The 17,173-nt window shown below is 49.4% G+C and carries 16 protein-coding genes and 1 riboswitch; of the genes, 5 read left to right on the forward strand and 11 right to left on the reverse strand.

Annotated features, from left to right (window positions below; translation table 11 throughout):
- Nucleotides 1-252: 252 nt before the first annotated feature.
- Nucleotides 253-1,017 carry a hypothetical protein gene (locus MJO57_RS19080; protein ID WP_252017933.1) on the forward strand — a complete coding sequence of 255 codons (765 nt, stop codon included), beginning with the start codon at nt 253-255 and terminating at the stop codon, nt 1,015-1,017.
- A 352-nt stretch (nt 1,018-1,369) separates the two neighbouring features.
- Here the strand turns inward: MJO57_RS19080 and MJO57_RS19085 are convergent, their stop codons facing one another.
- The 4 genes from MJO57_RS19085 to MJO57_RS19100 form a co-directional block, all read right to left on the reverse strand.
- Nucleotides 1,370-2,194 (reverse strand): MetQ/NlpA family ABC transporter substrate-binding protein, encoded by an 825-nt coding sequence (locus MJO57_RS19085; RefSeq protein ID WP_252017935.1) that lies wholly within the window; start codon nt 2,192-2,194, stop codon nt 1,370-1,372.
- 103 nt (nt 2,195-2,297) lie between these two features.
- Nucleotides 2,298-2,954: a methionine ABC transporter permease gene (locus MJO57_RS19090; protein ID WP_252017937.1), complete on the reverse strand. Its 657-nt coding sequence runs from the start codon at nt 2,952-2,954 to the stop codon at nt 2,298-2,300.
- A complete protein-coding gene (locus MJO57_RS19095; protein ID WP_252017939.1) occupies nt 2,944-3,996 on the reverse strand; it encodes a methionine ABC transporter ATP-binding protein in 1,053 nt (350 codons plus the stop codon). Before MJO57_RS19095 ends, MJO57_RS19090 begins: the two co-directional genes overlap by 11 nt.
- Nucleotides 3,997-4,199: 203 nt before the next feature.
- Nucleotides 4,200-4,275, reverse strand: a riboswitch (SAM riboswitch).
- 60 nt (nt 4,276-4,335) lie between these two features.
- Nucleotides 4,336-5,055 carry a sulfite exporter TauE/SafE family protein gene (locus tag MJO57_RS19100; RefSeq protein WP_252017941.1) on the reverse strand — a complete coding sequence of 240 codons (720 nt, stop codon included), beginning with the start codon at nt 5,053-5,055 and terminating at the stop codon, nt 4,336-4,338.
- Nucleotides 5,056-5,488: 433 nt separating this feature from the next.
- Here MJO57_RS19100 and MJO57_RS19105 point away from each other — a divergent pair, with 433 nt between their 5' ends.
- Nucleotides 5,489-6,094: a MarC family protein gene (locus MJO57_RS19105; RefSeq protein ID WP_252017943.1), complete on the forward strand. Its 606-nt coding sequence runs from the start codon at nt 5,489-5,491 to the stop codon at nt 6,092-6,094.
- Nucleotides 6,095-6,217: 123 nt separating this feature from the next.
- Here the strand turns inward: MJO57_RS19105 and MJO57_RS19110 are convergent, their stop codons facing one another.
- Nucleotides 6,218-6,805 (reverse strand): thymidine kinase, encoded by a 588-nt coding sequence (locus MJO57_RS19110; protein WP_252017945.1) that lies wholly within the window; start codon nt 6,803-6,805, stop codon nt 6,218-6,220.
- A 164-nt stretch (nt 6,806-6,969) separates the two neighbouring features.
- Between MJO57_RS19110 and MJO57_RS19115 the strand changes: the two genes are divergently transcribed.
- Nucleotides 6,970-9,432 (forward strand): ATP-dependent helicase, encoded by a 2,463-nt coding sequence (locus tag MJO57_RS19115; RefSeq protein ID WP_252017947.1) that lies wholly within the window; start codon nt 6,970-6,972, stop codon nt 9,430-9,432.
- Between the two features lie 173 nt (nt 9,433-9,605).
- On the forward strand, nt 9,606-10,466 hold the full coding sequence (locus MJO57_RS19120; RefSeq protein ID WP_252017949.1) for a PA4780 family RIO1-like protein kinase: 861 nt from the start codon (nt 9,606-9,608) through the stop codon (nt 10,464-10,466).
- Between the two features lie 59 nt (nt 10,467-10,525).
- Here MJO57_RS19120 and MJO57_RS19125 read toward each other — a convergent pair whose 3' ends face one another.
- The 5 genes from MJO57_RS19125 to MJO57_RS19145 form a co-directional block, all read right to left on the reverse strand.
- Nucleotides 10,526-12,040: an IS66 family transposase gene (locus MJO57_RS19125; RefSeq protein ID WP_252017330.1), complete on the reverse strand. Its 1,515-nt coding sequence runs from the start codon at nt 12,038-12,040 to the stop codon at nt 10,526-10,528.
- Between the two features lie 186 nt (nt 12,041-12,226).
- Nucleotides 12,227-12,934 carry a lipoprotein-releasing ABC transporter ATP-binding protein LolD gene (lolD, locus tag MJO57_RS19130; RefSeq protein ID WP_252017951.1) on the reverse strand — a complete coding sequence of 236 codons (708 nt, stop codon included), beginning with the start codon at nt 12,932-12,934 and terminating at the stop codon, nt 12,227-12,229.
- Complete coding sequence (locus tag MJO57_RS19135; protein WP_252017953.1) at nt 12,927-14,171, reverse strand: lipoprotein-releasing ABC transporter permease subunit; 1,245 nt, start codon at nt 14,169-14,171, stop codon at nt 12,927-12,929. Before MJO57_RS19135 ends, lolD begins: the two co-directional genes overlap by 8 nt.
- A gap of 181 nt (nt 14,172-14,352) precedes the next feature.
- On the reverse strand, nt 14,353-14,544 hold the full coding sequence (locus tag MJO57_RS19140; RefSeq protein WP_252017955.1) for a hypothetical protein: 192 nt from the start codon (nt 14,542-14,544) through the stop codon (nt 14,353-14,355).
- 52 nt (nt 14,545-14,596) lie between these two features.
- Nucleotides 14,597-15,103 carry a hypothetical protein gene (locus MJO57_RS19145; protein ID WP_252017957.1) on the reverse strand — a complete coding sequence of 169 codons (507 nt, stop codon included), beginning with the start codon at nt 15,101-15,103 and terminating at the stop codon, nt 14,597-14,599.
- A gap of 137 nt (nt 15,104-15,240) precedes the next feature.
- Between MJO57_RS19145 and MJO57_RS19150 the strand changes: the two genes are divergently transcribed.
- Entirely contained in the window at nt 15,241-16,578 is a 1,338-nt protein-coding gene (locus MJO57_RS19150) for a transposase (RefSeq protein WP_252017304.1), read from the forward strand.
- A gap of 112 nt (nt 16,579-16,690) precedes the next feature.
- On the opposite strand, the gene MJO57_RS19155 is transcribed toward MJO57_RS19150, so the two are convergent.
- A complete protein-coding gene (locus MJO57_RS19155; RefSeq protein WP_252017959.1) occupies nt 16,691-17,104 on the reverse strand; it encodes a DUF6444 domain-containing protein in 414 nt (137 codons plus the stop codon).
- Nucleotides 17,105-17,173: the final 69 nt, after the last annotated feature.

The raw sequence follows: 17,173 nt of genomic DNA on the forward strand, positions 1-17,173 counted from the left end.
AGGAACCTTATTTTTGAACCAGTTTCAGGCAGGTAGTCTGAACCGTGTAGTTTTTGGCCGATTATCTACATGACAACCCCGTTTTACGGAGCCTTTAGTACAACAGATCGTATCGGGGAAAGCTTGCTTTGTCACTCTACGTCGTTCCCTCTGCTGCTTTGCTCCCCCCCCCCCCTTTCTCATCTCATAACACAGTCCCACCCGCTTCAACCCATAGTGCAGAATAGTGCAGGATGGTGCGACCATGCCGATATGGGCTATGAACTCCTTCATTTTTACACAACTGAGCTTTACCCGGGATTGTTCATGGCCAAAGCACCTGAAGATAACAATCAGCCCGATGATAATAGTGGCAATGTCATCGATATGTTCACCCGTAAGCCTCTGGACGAGGTTAACCTTCATCAGATCATCCGCATTGCTCCGGAACTGGATGGTATGGAAATGCTCTACAGCAATGATGCCAATCCGGGCAAGCTGTTCAGCATGAAAATTCTCTGCTGGGCACTAATGAAAGACGGTACAGTAGACGCCCTTATCCCCTGGCTAAATAAGGTGGTGCCCGCACGGGAGCTCAATGATCCATTGAATGGCCACTGGGAAGGTTACTTTGACAAGATACACGACCATGCTTTTTTTGACGTACCGGAACACAAGGTTGCGGAGCTGGAAAACACAGCCAATTACTACCCACCATTAGAATCTGATGAAGCGGTTATTATTCAGGAAATCCCTGACACCATTGGTACCCATGCCATTCTGACCGACGACCAGTTTAAAACGATTGTTCTGGTTCATGTGACCAGCTGGCGTCTATACAACGATGGTCGGGTTATGGCCATGGTGGCCGATGACAAGAAGGTTGAAAACACTCCGGTTCTACCGGGCGATGAATGCCTGTTTGCTGCTCAGGATCATAAAGATTTCCATTACTTTTTCCATTATGTCATTGCCAATAAAATCAAACATGGGGACCCGGAGGCTTTAGCGGCATTTACCCACCTGGTAGAAGGGTAAGGGAGGACCTTCTGCTGCGTTTGGGTATTCCATAGATTAACTTGTATTTCCAAACTATTTCAGATTCCTTGTCAACCACAAAATCAAAAGCTGGATTTATCGTTCCGCTCGACAGGTTTCAAACTATCTGCCGTTTCAGCCAAGCATAGAAAACAATAGCGCTTACACGGACCGAAACCAAAGCGGGGTTTTACAGCAAGAACAAGCGCGAACCAGGCAGCCAATGGTATCTGAATCGCAGAAGAGACGGATGATATTAACCTTGAATGAAGGATTAACCCTGATTAATGGCCTCCAAGCCACAAAAAATAAGTAAGGCTGGAAGCTAACCGCTTCCAGCCATTTGGAAAATTTACTTCCAGCCGGCAACAGAACTTCCTTTAAACAGTTCTGCAGCTTTCGCTTCAACAGCATCCGTCTGATAAGACTTAACCAGGGCCAGCACCCGAGGGTCTTCCTGATTATCTTCACGGGTAACGATGATGTTCACATAAGGAGAATCCTTATCTTCCACCAGCAGGGCATCACGGGTTGGGGTGTAGCCCGCAGGTACTGCATAGGTGTTATTGATAAAGGCCATATCCACATCATCCAGTGAGCGGGGCAGCTGAGCCGCATCCAGCTCAATAAACCGGAAGTTGCGTGGATTCTCAATGATATCTGCCGGCGTTGCTTCCAGATTATTCACATCGTTCAGCTTAATGAAACCACGCTGATGGAGAAGAATCAGTGTGCGGCCTTCATTACTGGGATCGTTCGGAATAGCGATTGTGGCACCATCTTTCAGCTCACTGATGGCTTTCAGCGTTTTGGAATAGGCGGCAATGGGATAAACAAAGGTATTACCAACGGCAACCAGCTTGAAGCCCCGGTCACGAACCATACTGTCCAGGTAGGGACGATGCTGGAATGCATTGGCATCAATACTGCCATCCGACAGCGCTACGTTTGGCGACACATAGTCAGAGAACTCAACCAGCTCCACAGCCACATTGTGGTCTTTGCTGGCGATATCTACGGCCACTTTCATCACATCGGCCTCAGGCCCCGCCATCACACCCACCTTCAGGGGGCCGTTTTCATCGTCAGACTGACCACAGCCAACCAGCAGTGCAGCTGATGCTAATACCGCTGAACTGGCCAGGATTTTTACTGTTTTTAGAATATTAACGGTCATTTTTTACTCCCAGACTTTAACAACACGCCATCAATTCAGCCAACCATGACTCGGTAAACCATGAATAACATTGATGGATTCCCACTAATCTATTACTAATTTTTCAGTGACTGCGATCATAGTGCTGCTGCAGGCGATCACCCACCATCTGCAGCAATTGCACAAGAGCAATCAATACCACCACCGTGGCCAGCATGATGACACCATCAAACCGCTGGTAGCCATAACGGATACCCAGGTCACCAAGGCCGCCACCACCAATGGCACCGGCCATGGCCGAGTAGCTGACCAGCGTCACCAGCGTAATGGTCATGCCATTAATCAGCCCGGGTCGGGCCTCAGGCAGCAACACCCGGGTAACAATCTGCAACGGACTGGCGCCCATGGATTGAGCCGCTTCCACCAGTCCGGAAGGCACCTCATTCAAGGCCCCTTCGGCAATGCGGGCAACAAAGGGAATCGCTGCCACGGTCAGCGGCACAATCGCTGCCGTAGTCCCGATGGAAGTACCCGTCAGCAGTCGTGTCAGTGGTATGATGGCCACCATCAGAATAATAAAAGGGACAGAGCGCCCGGCATTCACAATCCCCCCCAGGACCAGGTTAGCAACCCGGTTTTCCAGAATACGCCCTTCCCGGGTCACGTAGAGCAGTACACCCAGCGGGATGCCAAGAAGAAAGCTGATACCACCGGAAAATGCCACCATATAGAGGGTTTCCCAGAGCGCCTTAAACAACAGTGACCATGAATCAGCTGACATAACCAATCACCTCTACCTGGACCGTATTTTCCGGTGAGTTATGCAAGCCTTTGAGAAACTGCAGAGACTGCTCAATGCCTTCAGGCTCACCCATGATTTCTACCATCAAAAAGCCCATGGCTTTTTCATTAACCGTTTCAATATCCGCCTGCAGGATATTAAAGTCCGTATTGAATTGTCTTGCCGCCCGGGTAATCAGCGGCTGCACAACCCCCTGCCCGACGAAGGTAATGCGCACCACCGGCCTGGCACCTTCGGAATGCCCGGACTGGAACCGGGCTTCAATTTCAGCCAGTGGTTTTTCATGAATAGCGCTGCGAACAAACTCTTTGGCCAGCTCCGTCCTGGGGTTGAGAAAGAACTGCTCCACCTCATTCTCTTCAATGATTTTTCCGAAGCTCATGATGGCCACTCGATCACAGATGGTTTTCACCACATCCATCTCATGGGTGATGATCAGAATGGTAATCTTAAGCTGACGGTTAATGTCTTTGAGCAGGGCAAGAATGGAACGGGTTGTCTGAGGATCCAGCGCTGAGGTTGCTTCATCGCACAACAGCACTTTCGGCTTACTGGCCAGGGCCCGGGCGATGGCTACCCGCTGTTTCTGGCCACCGGACAACTGGGCAGGATAACTGTTTCTTTTCGAGTCCAGTCCGGTCAGTGCCAGCAATGGCAAAACAGCCTGCTCTATCTCTGATTTACTGGCTCCCGCCAATTCAAGAGGCAGCGCGACATTATCATACACTGTGCGACTGGACAGCAGATTGAAATGCTGAAAAATCATACCCATGTTGTGACGGGCCTGCCGCAATGATTTCTCGGATAGCCGGGTCAGATCCTGACCATCGACCAGGACCTGTCCTGAGGTCGGTTTTTCCAGCAGGTTCACGCAGCGAATCAGTGTGCTTTTCCCGGCACCGCTGGAGCCAATCACACCGTAGATGGCACCCTCAGGTACCGAGAGGTTTACTCCATCGATGGCCTTGACCTCGGTGCCACCAGCGGCAAACACCTTGGTCAGGTTGTTCAATTCGATCATTACAGCTCCTGCCTACAACTGCGCTGGATGATGAGTCGCAATTTTTTTACATCTGTTAAAACAGATAGAGTAGTTGTTAGATAGTTCCAGTTCAGGAGGTATTCCCTGAAAATGCTCACTGGTAACAGCTCTGGCTTCTGCGTCCCGGCAGTGGTGCAAAAAAAAAACCACCCTGCTGCTAACAGAGTGGTTTCATAAGAAATTCTTTATTGAAACCCTTCTTTTAGCGGAATTTGTAATGCGCCCGCAAGCCAAGGTCAAATCAGCGCATGGAGTAACAAACTATCCAAAATAGTGATTTCTGTCAACACTCCCCCCGGTCTATCCCGGCAGGCAGCATTAAACCGCAGACAGAATAGCGGTTATTCCTGAAAGACTGCAGATAACCAGCATTATCTGGCGGAACCTTTCCTTTTCAACCTTCTCAACAACTTTGCCGGCTATCCAGTGGCCGGTTAACACCGCAGGAAAAAGGCACACACCATAAATAAGCTGCTCTTTTGATAAAAGATCATTAACAGCCAGCATAATCAATGAAATACCGCTGCCAACCACAAAAAAGACAGACAGGTTGGCCCTGATCCGGTTACCGCTCTCATTTTGTAACAACAACGCCATGGGTGGGCCGCCTATAGAGGCTGAAGTTCCCATCACCCCCGAGCATAGGCCCGCACTGAACAGGGTGAATGGTGTCATTTTCAACTGATAAGGAAGAATACTGCCGACCACCGCCAGCAGTACCGTTCCTCCCAGCACCAGGCTCAGGTGCTGGATACTGACCAGTGTCAGAATCAAAACCCCAATCATGGATCCGGGCACCCGACCCAACAGAGAATAACCCAGAATGGCAACATCGATCTCACTGGCATAACGTCGGGCAGACAGTGCACCGAGCGCCATTCCGGAAAAAATCAGCGGCCCCGGCACCAGGGCAGGATCAATTTGATAAAGAAAAGGTGCGGCAACCACTGCCATGCCAAAGCCGATGGTTCCCTGGACAATAGCTCCCAGGCCAACAACTCCCATGGCGGCAACAACCTGCAGAAGTGACAGTTCCATGCAACGATATCCAGCAAAGGCCTTAGAATTTTCCTCAGCCCCTGATATATTATTTTTTCGAATAAAAAAATTTGAACAAATTATATCTAGATAATTTCAGTCAAAATATACGTACTGGTGATTTTTCCCAGCCAGGTTCCGGGGGTGGATTGAGATTTCATGGCGTCCCCAGCGTATCAAGCCCTAAATAACTGGACAATTGACGTTTGTCTTATTTAATAGAAGAAGAAGGAATATTTTTTATGCAGCCATGGTTTTCGTTTTTTCAGATATTGATGTGCATGGGAGCCATGAAATAGAGAACGAAATAAAGAACAGATGTCGTCAGGTATTTTCGCAGTTTGACCGCTCTTCCCATGTTTCCATGGTAATGGCTGCCCGGCTTCATCCTACATGTCCCTAACACCCATAACCAGCATGGGCAGGTATCATTATGGAGCTTTTCTTCAAAGACTTTATTATGCTCTGGTCGACCATTGACCCCGTGGGCACTCTGGCACTGTTCACTGGACTGACGGCTCGATTGTCAAAAACACAAAAACGCCGGGTCGCTCTGAAAGCAACCACTTACGCCTTTGTCATCCTCCTTTCGGCACTGGTTCTTGGTCAGGTTATTTTAAAAGCGATGAACATCCAGCTGATCTCTCTCCAGCTGGCAGGAGGGGTTATCCTGTTCCTGTTTGGCCTGCAAATGATTTTTTCTGACCCGGAAGAAAGTTCCGGATCAAGGGAACCCGGTCATCAGCTTGCCGTGTTTCCCCTGGCGGTTCCTTCCATCGCCAGCCCGGGGGCCATCATGGCGGTGATTGTACTGACCGACAACCACGCCAAAACGTTCAGCCAGCAGGCCATGACCGCCGGTGCCATGACGCTGGTGATCCTGGTCACCTGTGGCCTGATGCTGTTTGCAGACCGTATCTTTCGGGTGATTGGCCACAATGGCTCAGCCATTATCATCCGGGTCATGGGCATGATACTGGCCGCTCTGTCGGTAGAACTGGTGATGACAGCCCTTGGGGTTCAGCGCTGGATGAGTTAGGGATGATAAGCGCTGTTCGTTGTCCGTTACCCGTTACCCGTTACCCGTTACCCGTTACCCGCAAAAGCATAAGCGGCTTGTCTTTTACGGGCAACGGGCAACGGGAAATTCAGAAACAATGTCTCAGCTCCCAAACCCCATCATCAACTTATAGTGCTTCCGGCAAACGGACAGATAGCTGTCATTGCCCCCGATCTGCACCTGGCTGCCACTTTTGACCGGCTTACCATCTCCGTCAAGACGCAGCTGCATATTGGCCTTTTTCTCACAGCACTTGCAGATGCTTTTCAGCTCCGTAAGCTCATCCGCAATACTGAGCAACACTTCACTGCCCGCAAATGCCTTGCCAAAAGCATCCGTGCGCAGGCCAAAGCAAAGTACCGGAATGCCCAGTACATCAACAACATCGGAAAGCTGCCAAACCTGTTCCGGTGTCAGAAACTGTGCTTCATCGACCATCACACAGGCGATATACTCTTCACTGTGTTCCCTGGCGATTTGCTGCTTCAGGTCATCACTTTGAGAAATAGCCACCGCTTCACTTTGCAGGCCAATTCTTGAGGTTATTTTGCCGACACCAAAACGGTCATCAATCACCGGAGCCAGCAACAACACCCGCTTGCCGGCACTCTCATAATTATGGGCTGATTGCAGAAGGTAGGTACTCTTTCCCGAATCCATGGAAGAAAAATAGAAATACAGTGAAGCCATTACACGGTGGTCCTTGTTGTCGATGGCCTCATTATTCCGTCATTGTCGCTTTATCTCCACCGAAATTTCCGTACCCTTGCTTCGGAAGTTGACACCTGGAGCAACTATATCAACCACAGGAATTTTGCTAGCCTTTCTCTTCCCTAATAGCATCACCAGACTGAATGAAACTGACGCCCCATCAACAAGCCGTTGCCAACCATGATAAAGACCATGCCCTCTGCATTGCTGTGGCTGGCTCGGGAAAAACCTCAACGCTGGCACAATTGGTGAGCAACCTGTTGCACAAAGGGGCTAATCCCCGTCGATTGATGGTGATGATGTTCAATAAAGCGGCCCAGATCGATTTTGGCAAAAAGCTTCGAACCCTGGCCAGTGCTCAGTTGGCAGGCTTTCTGGAAAACCAGCGGCAGCTCCCCGAAATCAGAACCTACCATGCCACAGGACTGAAACTGCTCAGAACACTGGAAGGCTGGCAGATCCGAACCCCCTACAACAAACAACCGTTATCGGAGAAAGTCATTGAGCTACAGGTAAGGGCACTGATTCTGAAACTGGCACCGGAAACCGTTAAGGACCGTATGCGCTCGGATGCCCCCCGCCTGATCGAAGCAGCCATCAGCTTTATTGAATCGGTCAAAGCCCATTTAACCAGTCCAGGGCAATGGTTTGAACAGTCCGGTTATACCGATGACTATCGCTTTTTCATCAAGCTGTTTGATCAGTTTGAGCAGTGGCGCCATCAACAGCGATCGATCACCTTCACCGACATGCTGTACGATCCGGTGACACTGATCCGGGCACACCCGGAACTGGTACCCAAAGTCGCTGATAAGATGGACATTATCATCGTCGACGAATACCAGGATACGTCCACTCTACAGCACCAGTTTACCCGTCTGATTGCCGGACAGCGGGCCAGAATGATTGCCGTTGGTGACCCTGACCAGACGATCTACGAGTTCGCCGGCGCCAATATCGACAACATTCTGAACCATTTTCAGCAGGACTACGGCGATACCGGCGACGTCAAAGAACTCACCATGCCCCACACCTTCCGTTATGGTCACAGCATTGCCCTGGCAGCCAGCCACTTGATCAGCCAGAACCGGTCCCGCAAAGATGTACTCTGTATTGCCCATCCGGAAAACGCGCCATCCCTGATTCGCCTGAGTCAACCCGGTTCAGACGACAGCCGTTTTGTGGTTGAGGCGCTCACCGAGTACCTGGCATCAGGAACACCACCGGAAGATATTGCCATTCTGGTGCGCGTCTGGGCGCAGGCTGTACCCATTGAACTGAACCTTCTGGAAATGGGCATTCCCTACCGCAGTGACGGCCCCTCCCTGTTTCAAAGGCCGGAAATTGAATCATTGATCGATGCAATGACCCTGGCCAGTGGCGGATTTGCCGACCTGCTGCCCGAGGTTCGTTATCATAAGCTGGCAAGACTGCTGACGCTGCCCCATATCGGCCTGAAGCAACAGCCTGTTGACTGGCTTTGCCAGCAGCTGAAAGACGAAAGTCACCAACTGGGTAAAACCCTGGGCAAGCTGGCCCCCAAAATCAACGACATCAGTGACTTTCAGGCGCGAAAACTGACACAGAGAGCAGAGCTTTTCACATGGCTGGAGCACAGTGCCAGCAAACTCAAGGCCCATACGCTGATCGCCGGGTATATTCAACGGTCAGAACTATACGACAGCCTGAGATCCATGAGCCTTAATGAGCAGAGAACGGATGAACAGATTCTGGCGGTAAAAGGCTTTCATCGCTTCCTCAAACAGCTGAACGAAGACACGGCTCACTGCTGCCAGCATATTGCGGCATTGATTGAGAAGCAGAAGCAGCAGAAAAACCAGAGACAGCGATCCGGTCACGGTATTACGCTCAGCTCCTGCCACCGCGCCAAGGGGTTGGAATGGCCGGTTGTGTTACTGCCGGGGTTAACCCGCCAATACTGGCCTTTCCTCAGGGAAGATGAAATTGCCAACCTTTCTGCCCACAAGACCAGTAATGCCATTGAATCTGAGCGTCGCCTGCTTTATGTAGCAATGACCCGTGCAAAACAACAATTACACCTATTTACAGCGCAGGGCGACCTCACCGGTCTTCCCCAAAAAGCTTCCAGAAATCAGTCATGGTCAGCTAACCGCCAACCCCTCACTGGCAGCGAGCACCCGGACCGTATCAGCCCCTTTTTACTGGAAATGAATCTGCCTCACGTCTTATCACTAGGCAACCTGCTCCATGACGATGCAGATGAAGACCTGGCCAAAGCCATCGATAAAACAGGCCTTACGCCGGTATCAAGAAGATACGTCTGCTCAGCCCGCCCGGCACTGACCGAACGACTGAAGGCTATTCCCGACATTGAGACAAACCGCGAATCGACACGCGCTGCCAGCAATAGAGACAGCACTGGAGCCAGCAGTCCCGGGGACACACCCGCCGACGGTCCATGGCAGCTCAAAGCAGTCATTAATCATGCCATCTTTGGTCGTGGAGAAGTGATTGAGGTGAATGACCGTAATTTCTCAATCCGTTTTGACAGTCGCCAACACGGCATCAAACGTTTTGCCAGAATTGAAGAGGTTCGCCACCTGTTCAGCGTCCTCTCAGTCTGAATGATCATAGCTGCCATAACGCTTTTTCAAACCCAATTCCAAGCATCCGGCTACCCGTGTATAGCTTCCTGCATTGGGTTGCTTCATATGAAATGGTCAATACTGCTGACTCCCCAACGCTTATTACCAAAAACGCTATTCCCTCCCGGGTGCAAATAAGGTAAAAGTGCCCTATGAGAACCCCGAAACGAATCCAACCCCTGGTTGATGAAGGACTGGTGGATGAAGTACTCCGCCAGCTAATGAGTGGTAAAGAAGCCGATGTCTTTGTAGTGCGCTGTGGAGATGACATCCGCTGCGCCAAAGTTTATAAGGAAGCGGCAAAGCGCAGCTTTAAAAAAGCCGCCCAGTATCAGGAAGGCCGTAAAGAGCGCAACAGCCGCAGGCAGCGCGCTATTGAGAAAGGCTCCAGGTATGGCCGCAAGCAGCAGGAGGAGACCTGGCAAAGTGCCGAGGTTGATGCCCTGTTTCGTCTGGCAAGAGCTGGCGTAAGAGTCCCGCAGCCTTATATTTGCCTGGATGGCGTGCTTCTGATGGAGCTGGTCACTGATGACGAAGGCCAGGTTGCCCCGCGCCTAGGAGAAGTGACCATGTCTGCCGAACAGGCTCGTGAAGACCATGCCACCATGATGCATTACGTCATGCTGATGCTTTGCGCCGGCCTGGTGCATGGTGACCTCTCGGAATTCAATGTGCTAGTGGATGAGTACGGTCCGGTGATTATCGATCTGCCCCAGGCCGTGGATGCCTCTGCCAATAACCATGCCCGTTCCATGCTGGCCAGAGACATCAACAATATCACGGAATACTACGGCCAGTTTGCGCCAGACCTGCTGAACAGTCAGTATGCCAAAGAGCTGTGGGCACTCTTTGAAGATGGCGAGCTGACACCGGAAACCGAACTGACCGGCCTGTTCACAGAAGTAGAGCACGCTGCCGATGTGGACTCGGTGCTGGCAGAGATCAAGGCGGTACTTGCGGAAGAACAGAAACGGCAGGAACGACTGAGAGATTCTGATAATCCTGATGCCTGACAGGGAGTGAAGATCAGCAGATGCCCGGCATAGTCCGAGCCTTGTTAAAGAAAGGGTAACTATTCAGCACTGAGCAAAGGCATATTACAGTAATTCCGAACAGCTCTATGAAGTGATTGATATATGTCCATTCCCTGTTTTCTGGCAGACGACAAATAGCTGCGAATCCGTGCAAACATAGAACCACCGTCTGCACTCCTGAAGCAGCCTGAGATTTTCTGCTTTAACTTGGCCATTCGAACATCCCGCTCACTGCCATTGTTATCGAAGGGAATGGTAAAATCTGACATGAAGCGCAGTGTCTCAGCCTTGAACTCAGTGAGTCGTTTGAAGAGATTGTAAGCTTTAGTATTCTTGACTTTCTTGCGCTTAAGCTCCTCTCGTTGCTTCTCCATATAGACGACTTCTTTCATTAGAGCCCGCTGAAGCAACCGGTCATAAATCTTCTCGATTCGTTCACAGACAACACTTGGCATCTGTAGCATACCTATGGTCTTAAAGCCCTTGCAGTAATGCCAGGAAAGCCTCAGTAGCTTCATCAATCGCAACGCCAGTTGATTGCTGTCCCTATCAACAACACCCAAAAGCTCCCTCAGGTGATGGGCATTGCAAAGTACGTGAGTTGCCGCATATGCAAAATAGGATTTCCAATGATCATGAACCAGAACGCCTGCAAATGTTAGCAGTATGCCCATCGTGTCCATGGCCTCACGACCTCGCTTTTCAGACAAGTAGTAGAGCGTCCATTGTTCATCCCGCATAACGTGTAGCCAGTGCAAAGAGCCCTCGGCCCGCATACCCGTTTCATCGGCTCCGGCAACAGACGATTCCCGCAAGGCGTCACGAATAACCTCTTCAGTAGAAGCCAGATTTTCATAGGTTCTGGCCACAAAATTGGCGACAGTGCCTGCACTTACACTCATTTTATAGAGAGTATTAAAATACTCTGACACGCGCTTAAAAGGCAGGAAATGGTATTGGTTAAGATAGACGGCCATAGCCTGTGTGGCTGAGCCATATTGTGCGGCAGCGGTAACACCTTCCGGGAATTCAGCCTGATTCCGACAACCACAAGTGCAGATTTTTACTTCAGCTCTATGGGCCGTTACTTCAAATTCACCCGGTCTCCCTGGTTCAAACACCTGTCGTTCAATATATTTGACCGGCTCACTATCAAGAAGAGACGCCTGACATTTATTGCATTCTTTAACCGGAAGGTACTCAATATAGTCAGGGATATCGACCTGTTTAAGACAAGTGCCCTGATGCCCTTTCTTTCCACCGGCTTTATTACCAGAAGACTGTCTCAGACTTTTAGGATTGGGTTTTTCATCCGATGGATCGGTACCTTTATCTGCGGAAAGGTCGTCAGAATGATCTGGAGAATTACTGTTTTTACAAGGTTTTTGATAACCATCAGACGATGGCGGCTTGCTGCTGTTTTGACTGTTCTTGCCAACCTTTTCTTCCAATTCTCGACATCGCTCTTCCAGACAGGCAACTCTCATCCGCAGCTCTGCATTCTCTTTCAAGAGAATCTCAGCCGACATAGTTGCGGGTAGTTCTGGAATCATGCTGGCGAATATTGTGGAAAAATGGTGCTTAAGAGGATGGTATAAAAATCAGAAAATTCCAGATTTATGTGGGGGTGCTGAACAGTTACAAGAAAGGTTTACTTTAGTTTGGTGAACTGCCGCTAATTCACGGTAGTTGATCCGGGCATATGCGGTAAGGCAGGAGTGATTAGCCCCCTGCCCTTCTTACAAAATCCCACTTACCGGAACAAGGTGCCCATCTTCCAGACGCAATGCCCGATCCATCTGTTGGGCAAATGCCATATCATGAGTCACCACTATAAAACTGGTCGTCAGCTTGGTACTGAGGGATTTCATCAGCTCATGAATCTTGCTGGCGGTATGAGGGTCCAGGTTCCCCGTCGGCTCATCCATCAGCACCAGGTCTGGCCTGGCAACCAGCGCTCGGGCAATAGCCACCCTCTGCCGTTCACCTCCGGAAAGTTCGGCCGGCTTATGGTCGGCTCTTTTTGCCAGCCCCACCATATCCAGCATGTTTTCAGCGCTCGTTCTTGCCTGCTGAATGGATACCTCTTTACGCAGCAGTAATGGCATGGCTACATTTTCCAGGGCGGTAAATTCTGGCAGTAAATGATGGAACTGGTAAACAAAACCCAGGTGACGATTGCGCAATTCTCCCTGTTGTTGTTCTGATACCTTCATCAGCTGATGACCACAGAGCATGACCTCACCGCTGGAAGGGTGATCCAATCCGGCCAACAATTGCAGCAGCGTAGTTTTTCCTGAACCTGAAGTGCCGACAATCGCTACTCTTTCAGAAGGTGATACCAACAGGTCTATACCTCTGAGCACTTCAAGTTGTTCAGGCCCTTCTGAAAACGCTTTGGTCAGCCTGCGGCACTCCAGAACCACAGGATTTTCGGGATTATTCATAACGAAGCGCCTCCGCAGGCTGGGTTTTGGAGGCTCGCCATGCCGGATAAAGGGTGGCCAGGAAACTCATCAGCAGACCGGACACACTGATCACCGCAACATCCTGCCACATTAACTCTGATGGCAGGTAGCTGATAAAGTAAACATCCGGGCTCAGGAAGTGAATGCCCAATAATTTCTCCAGGGCCCCCACGATTTCGGAAACATTCAGCGCACCGGCAATCCCCAGAGCGACCCCAAGAAGCGTGCCGATAACACCAATCAGCGATCCCTGAACCATAAAAATCCCCATGATCATTCTCGGGGTCGCCCCAAATGTTCTGAGGATGGCAATGTCACCCTGCTTATCAGTTACCACCATCACCAGGGTAGAGACAATATTAAAAGCAGCCACAGCAACAATCAGGGTGAGCAGCAGGCCGACCATGGTCTTTTCCATTTGAATCGCCTGAAACAGGCGGCCGTGGGTACGGGTCCAGTCCTGAACGTAGTAGCGCCCGGGTAAGGTAACCGCCACATCCCATGCCAGTGCGGGCGCAGCAAAAAGATCAGCCATTTTCAGGCGTATCCCCGTCACCCCTTCAGGCACCCGGAGAAAACGGGCCAGGTCTTCCCGATGGGCATAGGCCAGGTTACCATCCACATCGGCACCGACAGAGAACGTACCAACGACGGTAAATCGCTTAAGACGAGGCAAAACACCTGCCAGGTTAACACTGGCTTCAGGCAGAACCATGGTTACTTTATCGCCAACGGACACCCCCAGATAATTGGCCAGAATTTCACCCAGAAGAATGCCGAATTCTCCGGGCTGCAGATCTTCCAGCACCCCCTGCTTCATATGATCGGCGATAATCGACACTTTCCGTTCATACTCAGGGTCAATACCATAAACCAGTGTTCCCCTCACCTGATCGCCATTGGTCAGCATACCCTGGGCATCAACAAACGGTGCCGCCGCCTCAATGCCTTCTTTTTCCGGGATGGTATCCACCAGCGACTGCCAGTCTTCAATACCGCCGCCAGCAGCCGTGATCGTGGCATGGGGAACCATACCCAGTACTCTCTGCTTGAGCTCCCGGTCGAAACCATTCATCACTGACAGGACAATAATCAGGACAGAAACGCCCAGCGTCAGCCCCACCATGGAGGTTCCGGAGATGAAGGAGATAAAATGATTCCTTCGCTTTGCGCGGGTATAGCGCAAACCGATAAAAAAAGGTAATGGTCTAAACATCTATTCTGCCAGTTCTGCCCGCATTCTTGGTGCCATCGGCATGCCAGGGGCGGACTTTGCCACTCGTATCAAAAGAGCCAGTAAGGACAAGGTTGCCATTATGCCATAAAGCCGAACAATTCCCGTCGACTTTTCCTGAACTTTGCGACGACTTCCTGCTTTCTATACGACGCGGGAAATATTAGCTTTTCGGTCTCGCATGAGCAATGACGGTAAATAGCTTCCCGGGCAGATCCGGATTTTCCCGCAGTGCGGATTTAAAACGATCTATATGACCTTCACACACGGTCAGCTGATAAATTTCCAGTCCCAAAGCATCAGCAATTCTTTGGGTGCTCTTGCCGTTTAACGTGTAACGCAGAAAATCACCCATAAACGCTGAAGAGTGGTGTTGGCCTGTCAAACCGGCACTTACAGATTGTTGATTATTGCTCCAGGATATTTATGAATAATTTGCACAACCCTTTCAAAAGGGTTTGCAGGGGAAAGCTATTGCAATGGGCAATTCCAATATTATGATTTCTACCCTCACAGTTAGCAAATAGTAAGAAATATTCAATTTTCCTGGAAGTTTTCATTATGTCAGGATCAGGCCTTTTATTCTGACCAACATGAGTGCAGACGTTCTGGTTTTTGTGATCATGTCTTGAATTATAAAAAGCATCAGTCATTTCATATGGCTGTATAGCCAACCAATAGAGTATCTCTAATGACGTTCTATGCAGCCACCGCTCGAAATCTATATCATCTAACCCGAGTGCTTGCTGTAAGCTTATCGCAGTTGTTGAATAATACCCTTGTATAAAATGTTTCAGAATATCTTTTATAAATTCTTGTACATTTTCAACAGCTAACGGGTTTTTGTAGTGAAACTCAGGATTTAAACGTTTTCCACGTGCATAAATGATAACAATAGCAATCAGATTATCCATAAGGGCATTGAAATAAGCTAATAAGTTTCCAACTTTTGGAAAAAAGTTTAAATTTAAAGGGTTTTCAGGATCTCGACTTTAGAGTTTTAAGAGCACAATAGTTCCGGCGCATAATCTGCTAAAAGCAACCATCCCCAATGACGAAATTCGAGATGGTTGCCATGCTCACTTCAGATCATCAAGTAATCCTCAGGGAGCTCGCTTCATATACAACCTTTCTTGCTGGAGCGCTATCATCAACTGCAGTACCAACGTTCTGCGAACTGCTGTTCGGTTGCATGCTTTCAGCCGACGGCTTTGTTACACAGGCGTTGTTAACAATTGATTTTCATTGTGTGTGGAGCAGCTACCACCACTGGCTATCTCAGGGCAAGTGGCAATGGAAGAACTTGGCACGCCACTTGATCCGTCTGGTCTGCTCCAAAGCTCCTGAGAATCAACCTGTGGTCCTGGGGCTTGATGACTGGGTAATCGAACGGTTTTCCGACAAAGCCCCTGCTTGTCGTACACATCATCAACACAGCAAGAAACGCAATCGGCCGACGTACATCTGGGGGCAGTGTTGGGTTTCCCTGGCCATCATATTTGAGCGGGCTGCAGATGAAGTATTTACCGCCATACCGGTGATCTCATTTCCGACACCAGCTTCAGGTAACACCAGCAAACTGAAAATTGCCGTGGCCATGCTCAGGGTGGTACGCAATGAAGTGAAGGATCGAGTGCTACGCCTGCTAACCGATTGCTGGTATATGAACTGGACACTGATAAAGCCAGCTCTGGAAATGAACATAGAAGTTGTTGGTCAGATACCTTCAAATCGGGCCCTCTATGCTTTGCCGCCAGCACCCACCGTAAAGAAGCGAGGGCGCCCAAAAAAGTACGGCATCAAGATGACGACAGAACAGGTTAAGAAACTGCCGGAAGAAAAAGCAACAGTATGGATGTACGGCAAATTTCGCAAAATACGTTATCGTACCCTGATCTGTCGCGCCAGATTCCTTAAAGGTCGTGAAGTACGCGTCGTCTGGAGTCGCTTTGAAAATGACAAAGGTCTGACCGAAAGCAGAATATTCATCTCGACCAATCCGGAACTTGAGGGACTGGAGGTGCTTCGTGCCTATTCCCGGAGATGGCCGGTAGAGCCAATGTTTCACCAACTCAAACATGCTTTTGGCTGTTGCCATTTATGGCAGCAGAAATTGCGAACACTGCTTCGATGGATGCATTTGAAAATGGCAGGCTATGCATTATTGCAGTTATTAACCGTTTGTAAAAATCAGGCATGTCTGAATATTTCTCGGATACCCTGGAGAAGCCCGGATACAACCACTGCAGGCATGATGAAAATTGCTCTTTCAGGAATTATTCCGAGGTTCTCTATTCGCAAGGGCTGGAACAGATATAAGCAAAAATATGAGTTCAATTTTCGCGATCTGATCGACCAGTTAATACCGGATAATTCAGAAGCAGCATAACTAAAGGCTTTTAGGCAAAAAACGGAAGTAATAACGAACTTGGAAAAACAGTTCACTGATTTCGGCTTGCTTCACTATAAAAAGCTGACCGAATTATCGTTTTATACAGACTCTAAAGTCGAGTATCAAGAAGAGACGCCTGACATTTATTGCATTCTTTAACCGGAAGGTACTCAATATAGTCAGGGATATCGACCTGTTTAAGACAAGTGCCCTGATGCCCTTTCTTTCCACCGGCTTTATTACCAGAAGACTGTCTCAGACTTTTAGGATTGGGTTTTTCATCCGATGGATCGGTACCTTTATCTGCGGAAAGGTCGTCAGAATGATCTGGAGAATTACTGTTTTTACAAGGTTTTTGATAACCATCAGACGATGGCGGCTTGCTGCTGTTTTGACTGTTCTTGCCAACCTTTTCTTCCAATTCTCGACATCGCTCTTCCAGACAGGCAACTCTCATCCGCAGCTCTGCATTCTCTTTCAAGAGAATCTCAGCCGACATAGTTGCGGGTAGTTCTGGAATCATGCTGGCGAATATTGTGGAAAAATGGTGCTTAAGAGGATGGTATAAAAATCAGAAAATTCCAGATTTATG

The organism is Endozoicomonas sp. SCSIO W0465 (assembly GCF_023716865.1).
GTDB lineage: Bacteria > Pseudomonadota > Gammaproteobacteria > Pseudomonadales > Endozoicomonadaceae > Endozoicomonas.

What these genes read in the sequence shown, in the direction of transcription:
- MJO57_RS19080 (WP_252017933.1), top strand. Translation starts at nt 253, where the DNA reads ATGGGCTATGAACTCCTTCATTTTTACACAACTGAGCTTTACCCGGGA.
- MJO57_RS19085 (WP_252017935.1), bottom strand. Translation starts at nt 2,194, where the DNA reads ATGACCGTTAATATTCTAAAAACAGTAAAAATCCTGGCCAGTTCAGCG.
- MJO57_RS19090 (WP_252017937.1), bottom strand. Translation starts at nt 2,954, where the DNA reads ATGTCAGCTGATTCATGGTCACTGTTGTTTAAGGCGCTCTGGGAAACC.
- MJO57_RS19095 (WP_252017939.1), bottom strand. Translation starts at nt 3,996, where the DNA reads ATGATCGAATTGAACAACCTGACCAAGGTGTTTGCCGCTGGTGGCACC.
- MJO57_RS19100 (WP_252017941.1), bottom strand. Translation starts at nt 5,055, where the DNA reads ATGGAACTGTCACTTCTGCAGGTTGTTGCCGCCATGGGAGTTGTTGGC.
- MJO57_RS19105 (WP_252017943.1), top strand. Translation starts at nt 5,489, where the DNA reads ATGGAGCTTTTCTTCAAAGACTTTATTATGCTCTGGTCGACCATTGAC.
- MJO57_RS19110 (WP_252017945.1), bottom strand. Translation starts at nt 6,805, where the DNA reads ATGGCTTCACTGTATTTCTATTTTTCTTCCATGGATTCGGGAAAGAGT.
- MJO57_RS19115 (WP_252017947.1), top strand. Translation starts at nt 6,970, where the DNA reads ATGAAACTGACGCCCCATCAACAAGCCGTTGCCAACCATGATAAAGAC.
- MJO57_RS19120 (WP_252017949.1), top strand. Translation starts at nt 9,606, where the DNA reads ATGAGAACCCCGAAACGAATCCAACCCCTGGTTGATGAAGGACTGGTG.
- MJO57_RS19125 (WP_252017330.1), bottom strand. Translation starts at nt 12,040, where the DNA reads ATGATTCCAGAACTACCCGCAACTATGTCGGCTGAGATTCTCTTGAAA.
- lolD (WP_252017951.1), bottom strand. Translation starts at nt 12,934, where the DNA reads ATGAATAATCCCGAAAATCCTGTGGTTCTGGAGTGCCGCAGGCTGACC.
- MJO57_RS19135 (WP_252017953.1), bottom strand. Translation starts at nt 14,171, where the DNA reads ATGTTTAGACCATTACCTTTTTTTATCGGTTTGCGCTATACCCGCGCA.
- MJO57_RS19140 (WP_252017955.1), bottom strand. Translation starts at nt 14,544, where the DNA reads ATGGGTGATTTTCTGCGTTACACGTTAAACGGCAAGAGCACCCAAAGA.
- MJO57_RS19145 (WP_252017957.1), bottom strand. Translation starts at nt 15,103, where the DNA reads ATGGATAATCTGATTGCTATTGTTATCATTTATGCACGTGGAAAACGT.
- MJO57_RS19150 (WP_252017304.1), top strand. Translation starts at nt 15,241, where the DNA reads ATGACGAAATTCGAGATGGTTGCCATGCTCACTTCAGATCATCAAGTA.
- MJO57_RS19155 (WP_252017959.1), bottom strand. Translation starts at nt 17,104, where the DNA reads ATGATTCCAGAACTACCCGCAACTATGTCGGCTGAGATTCTCTTGAAA.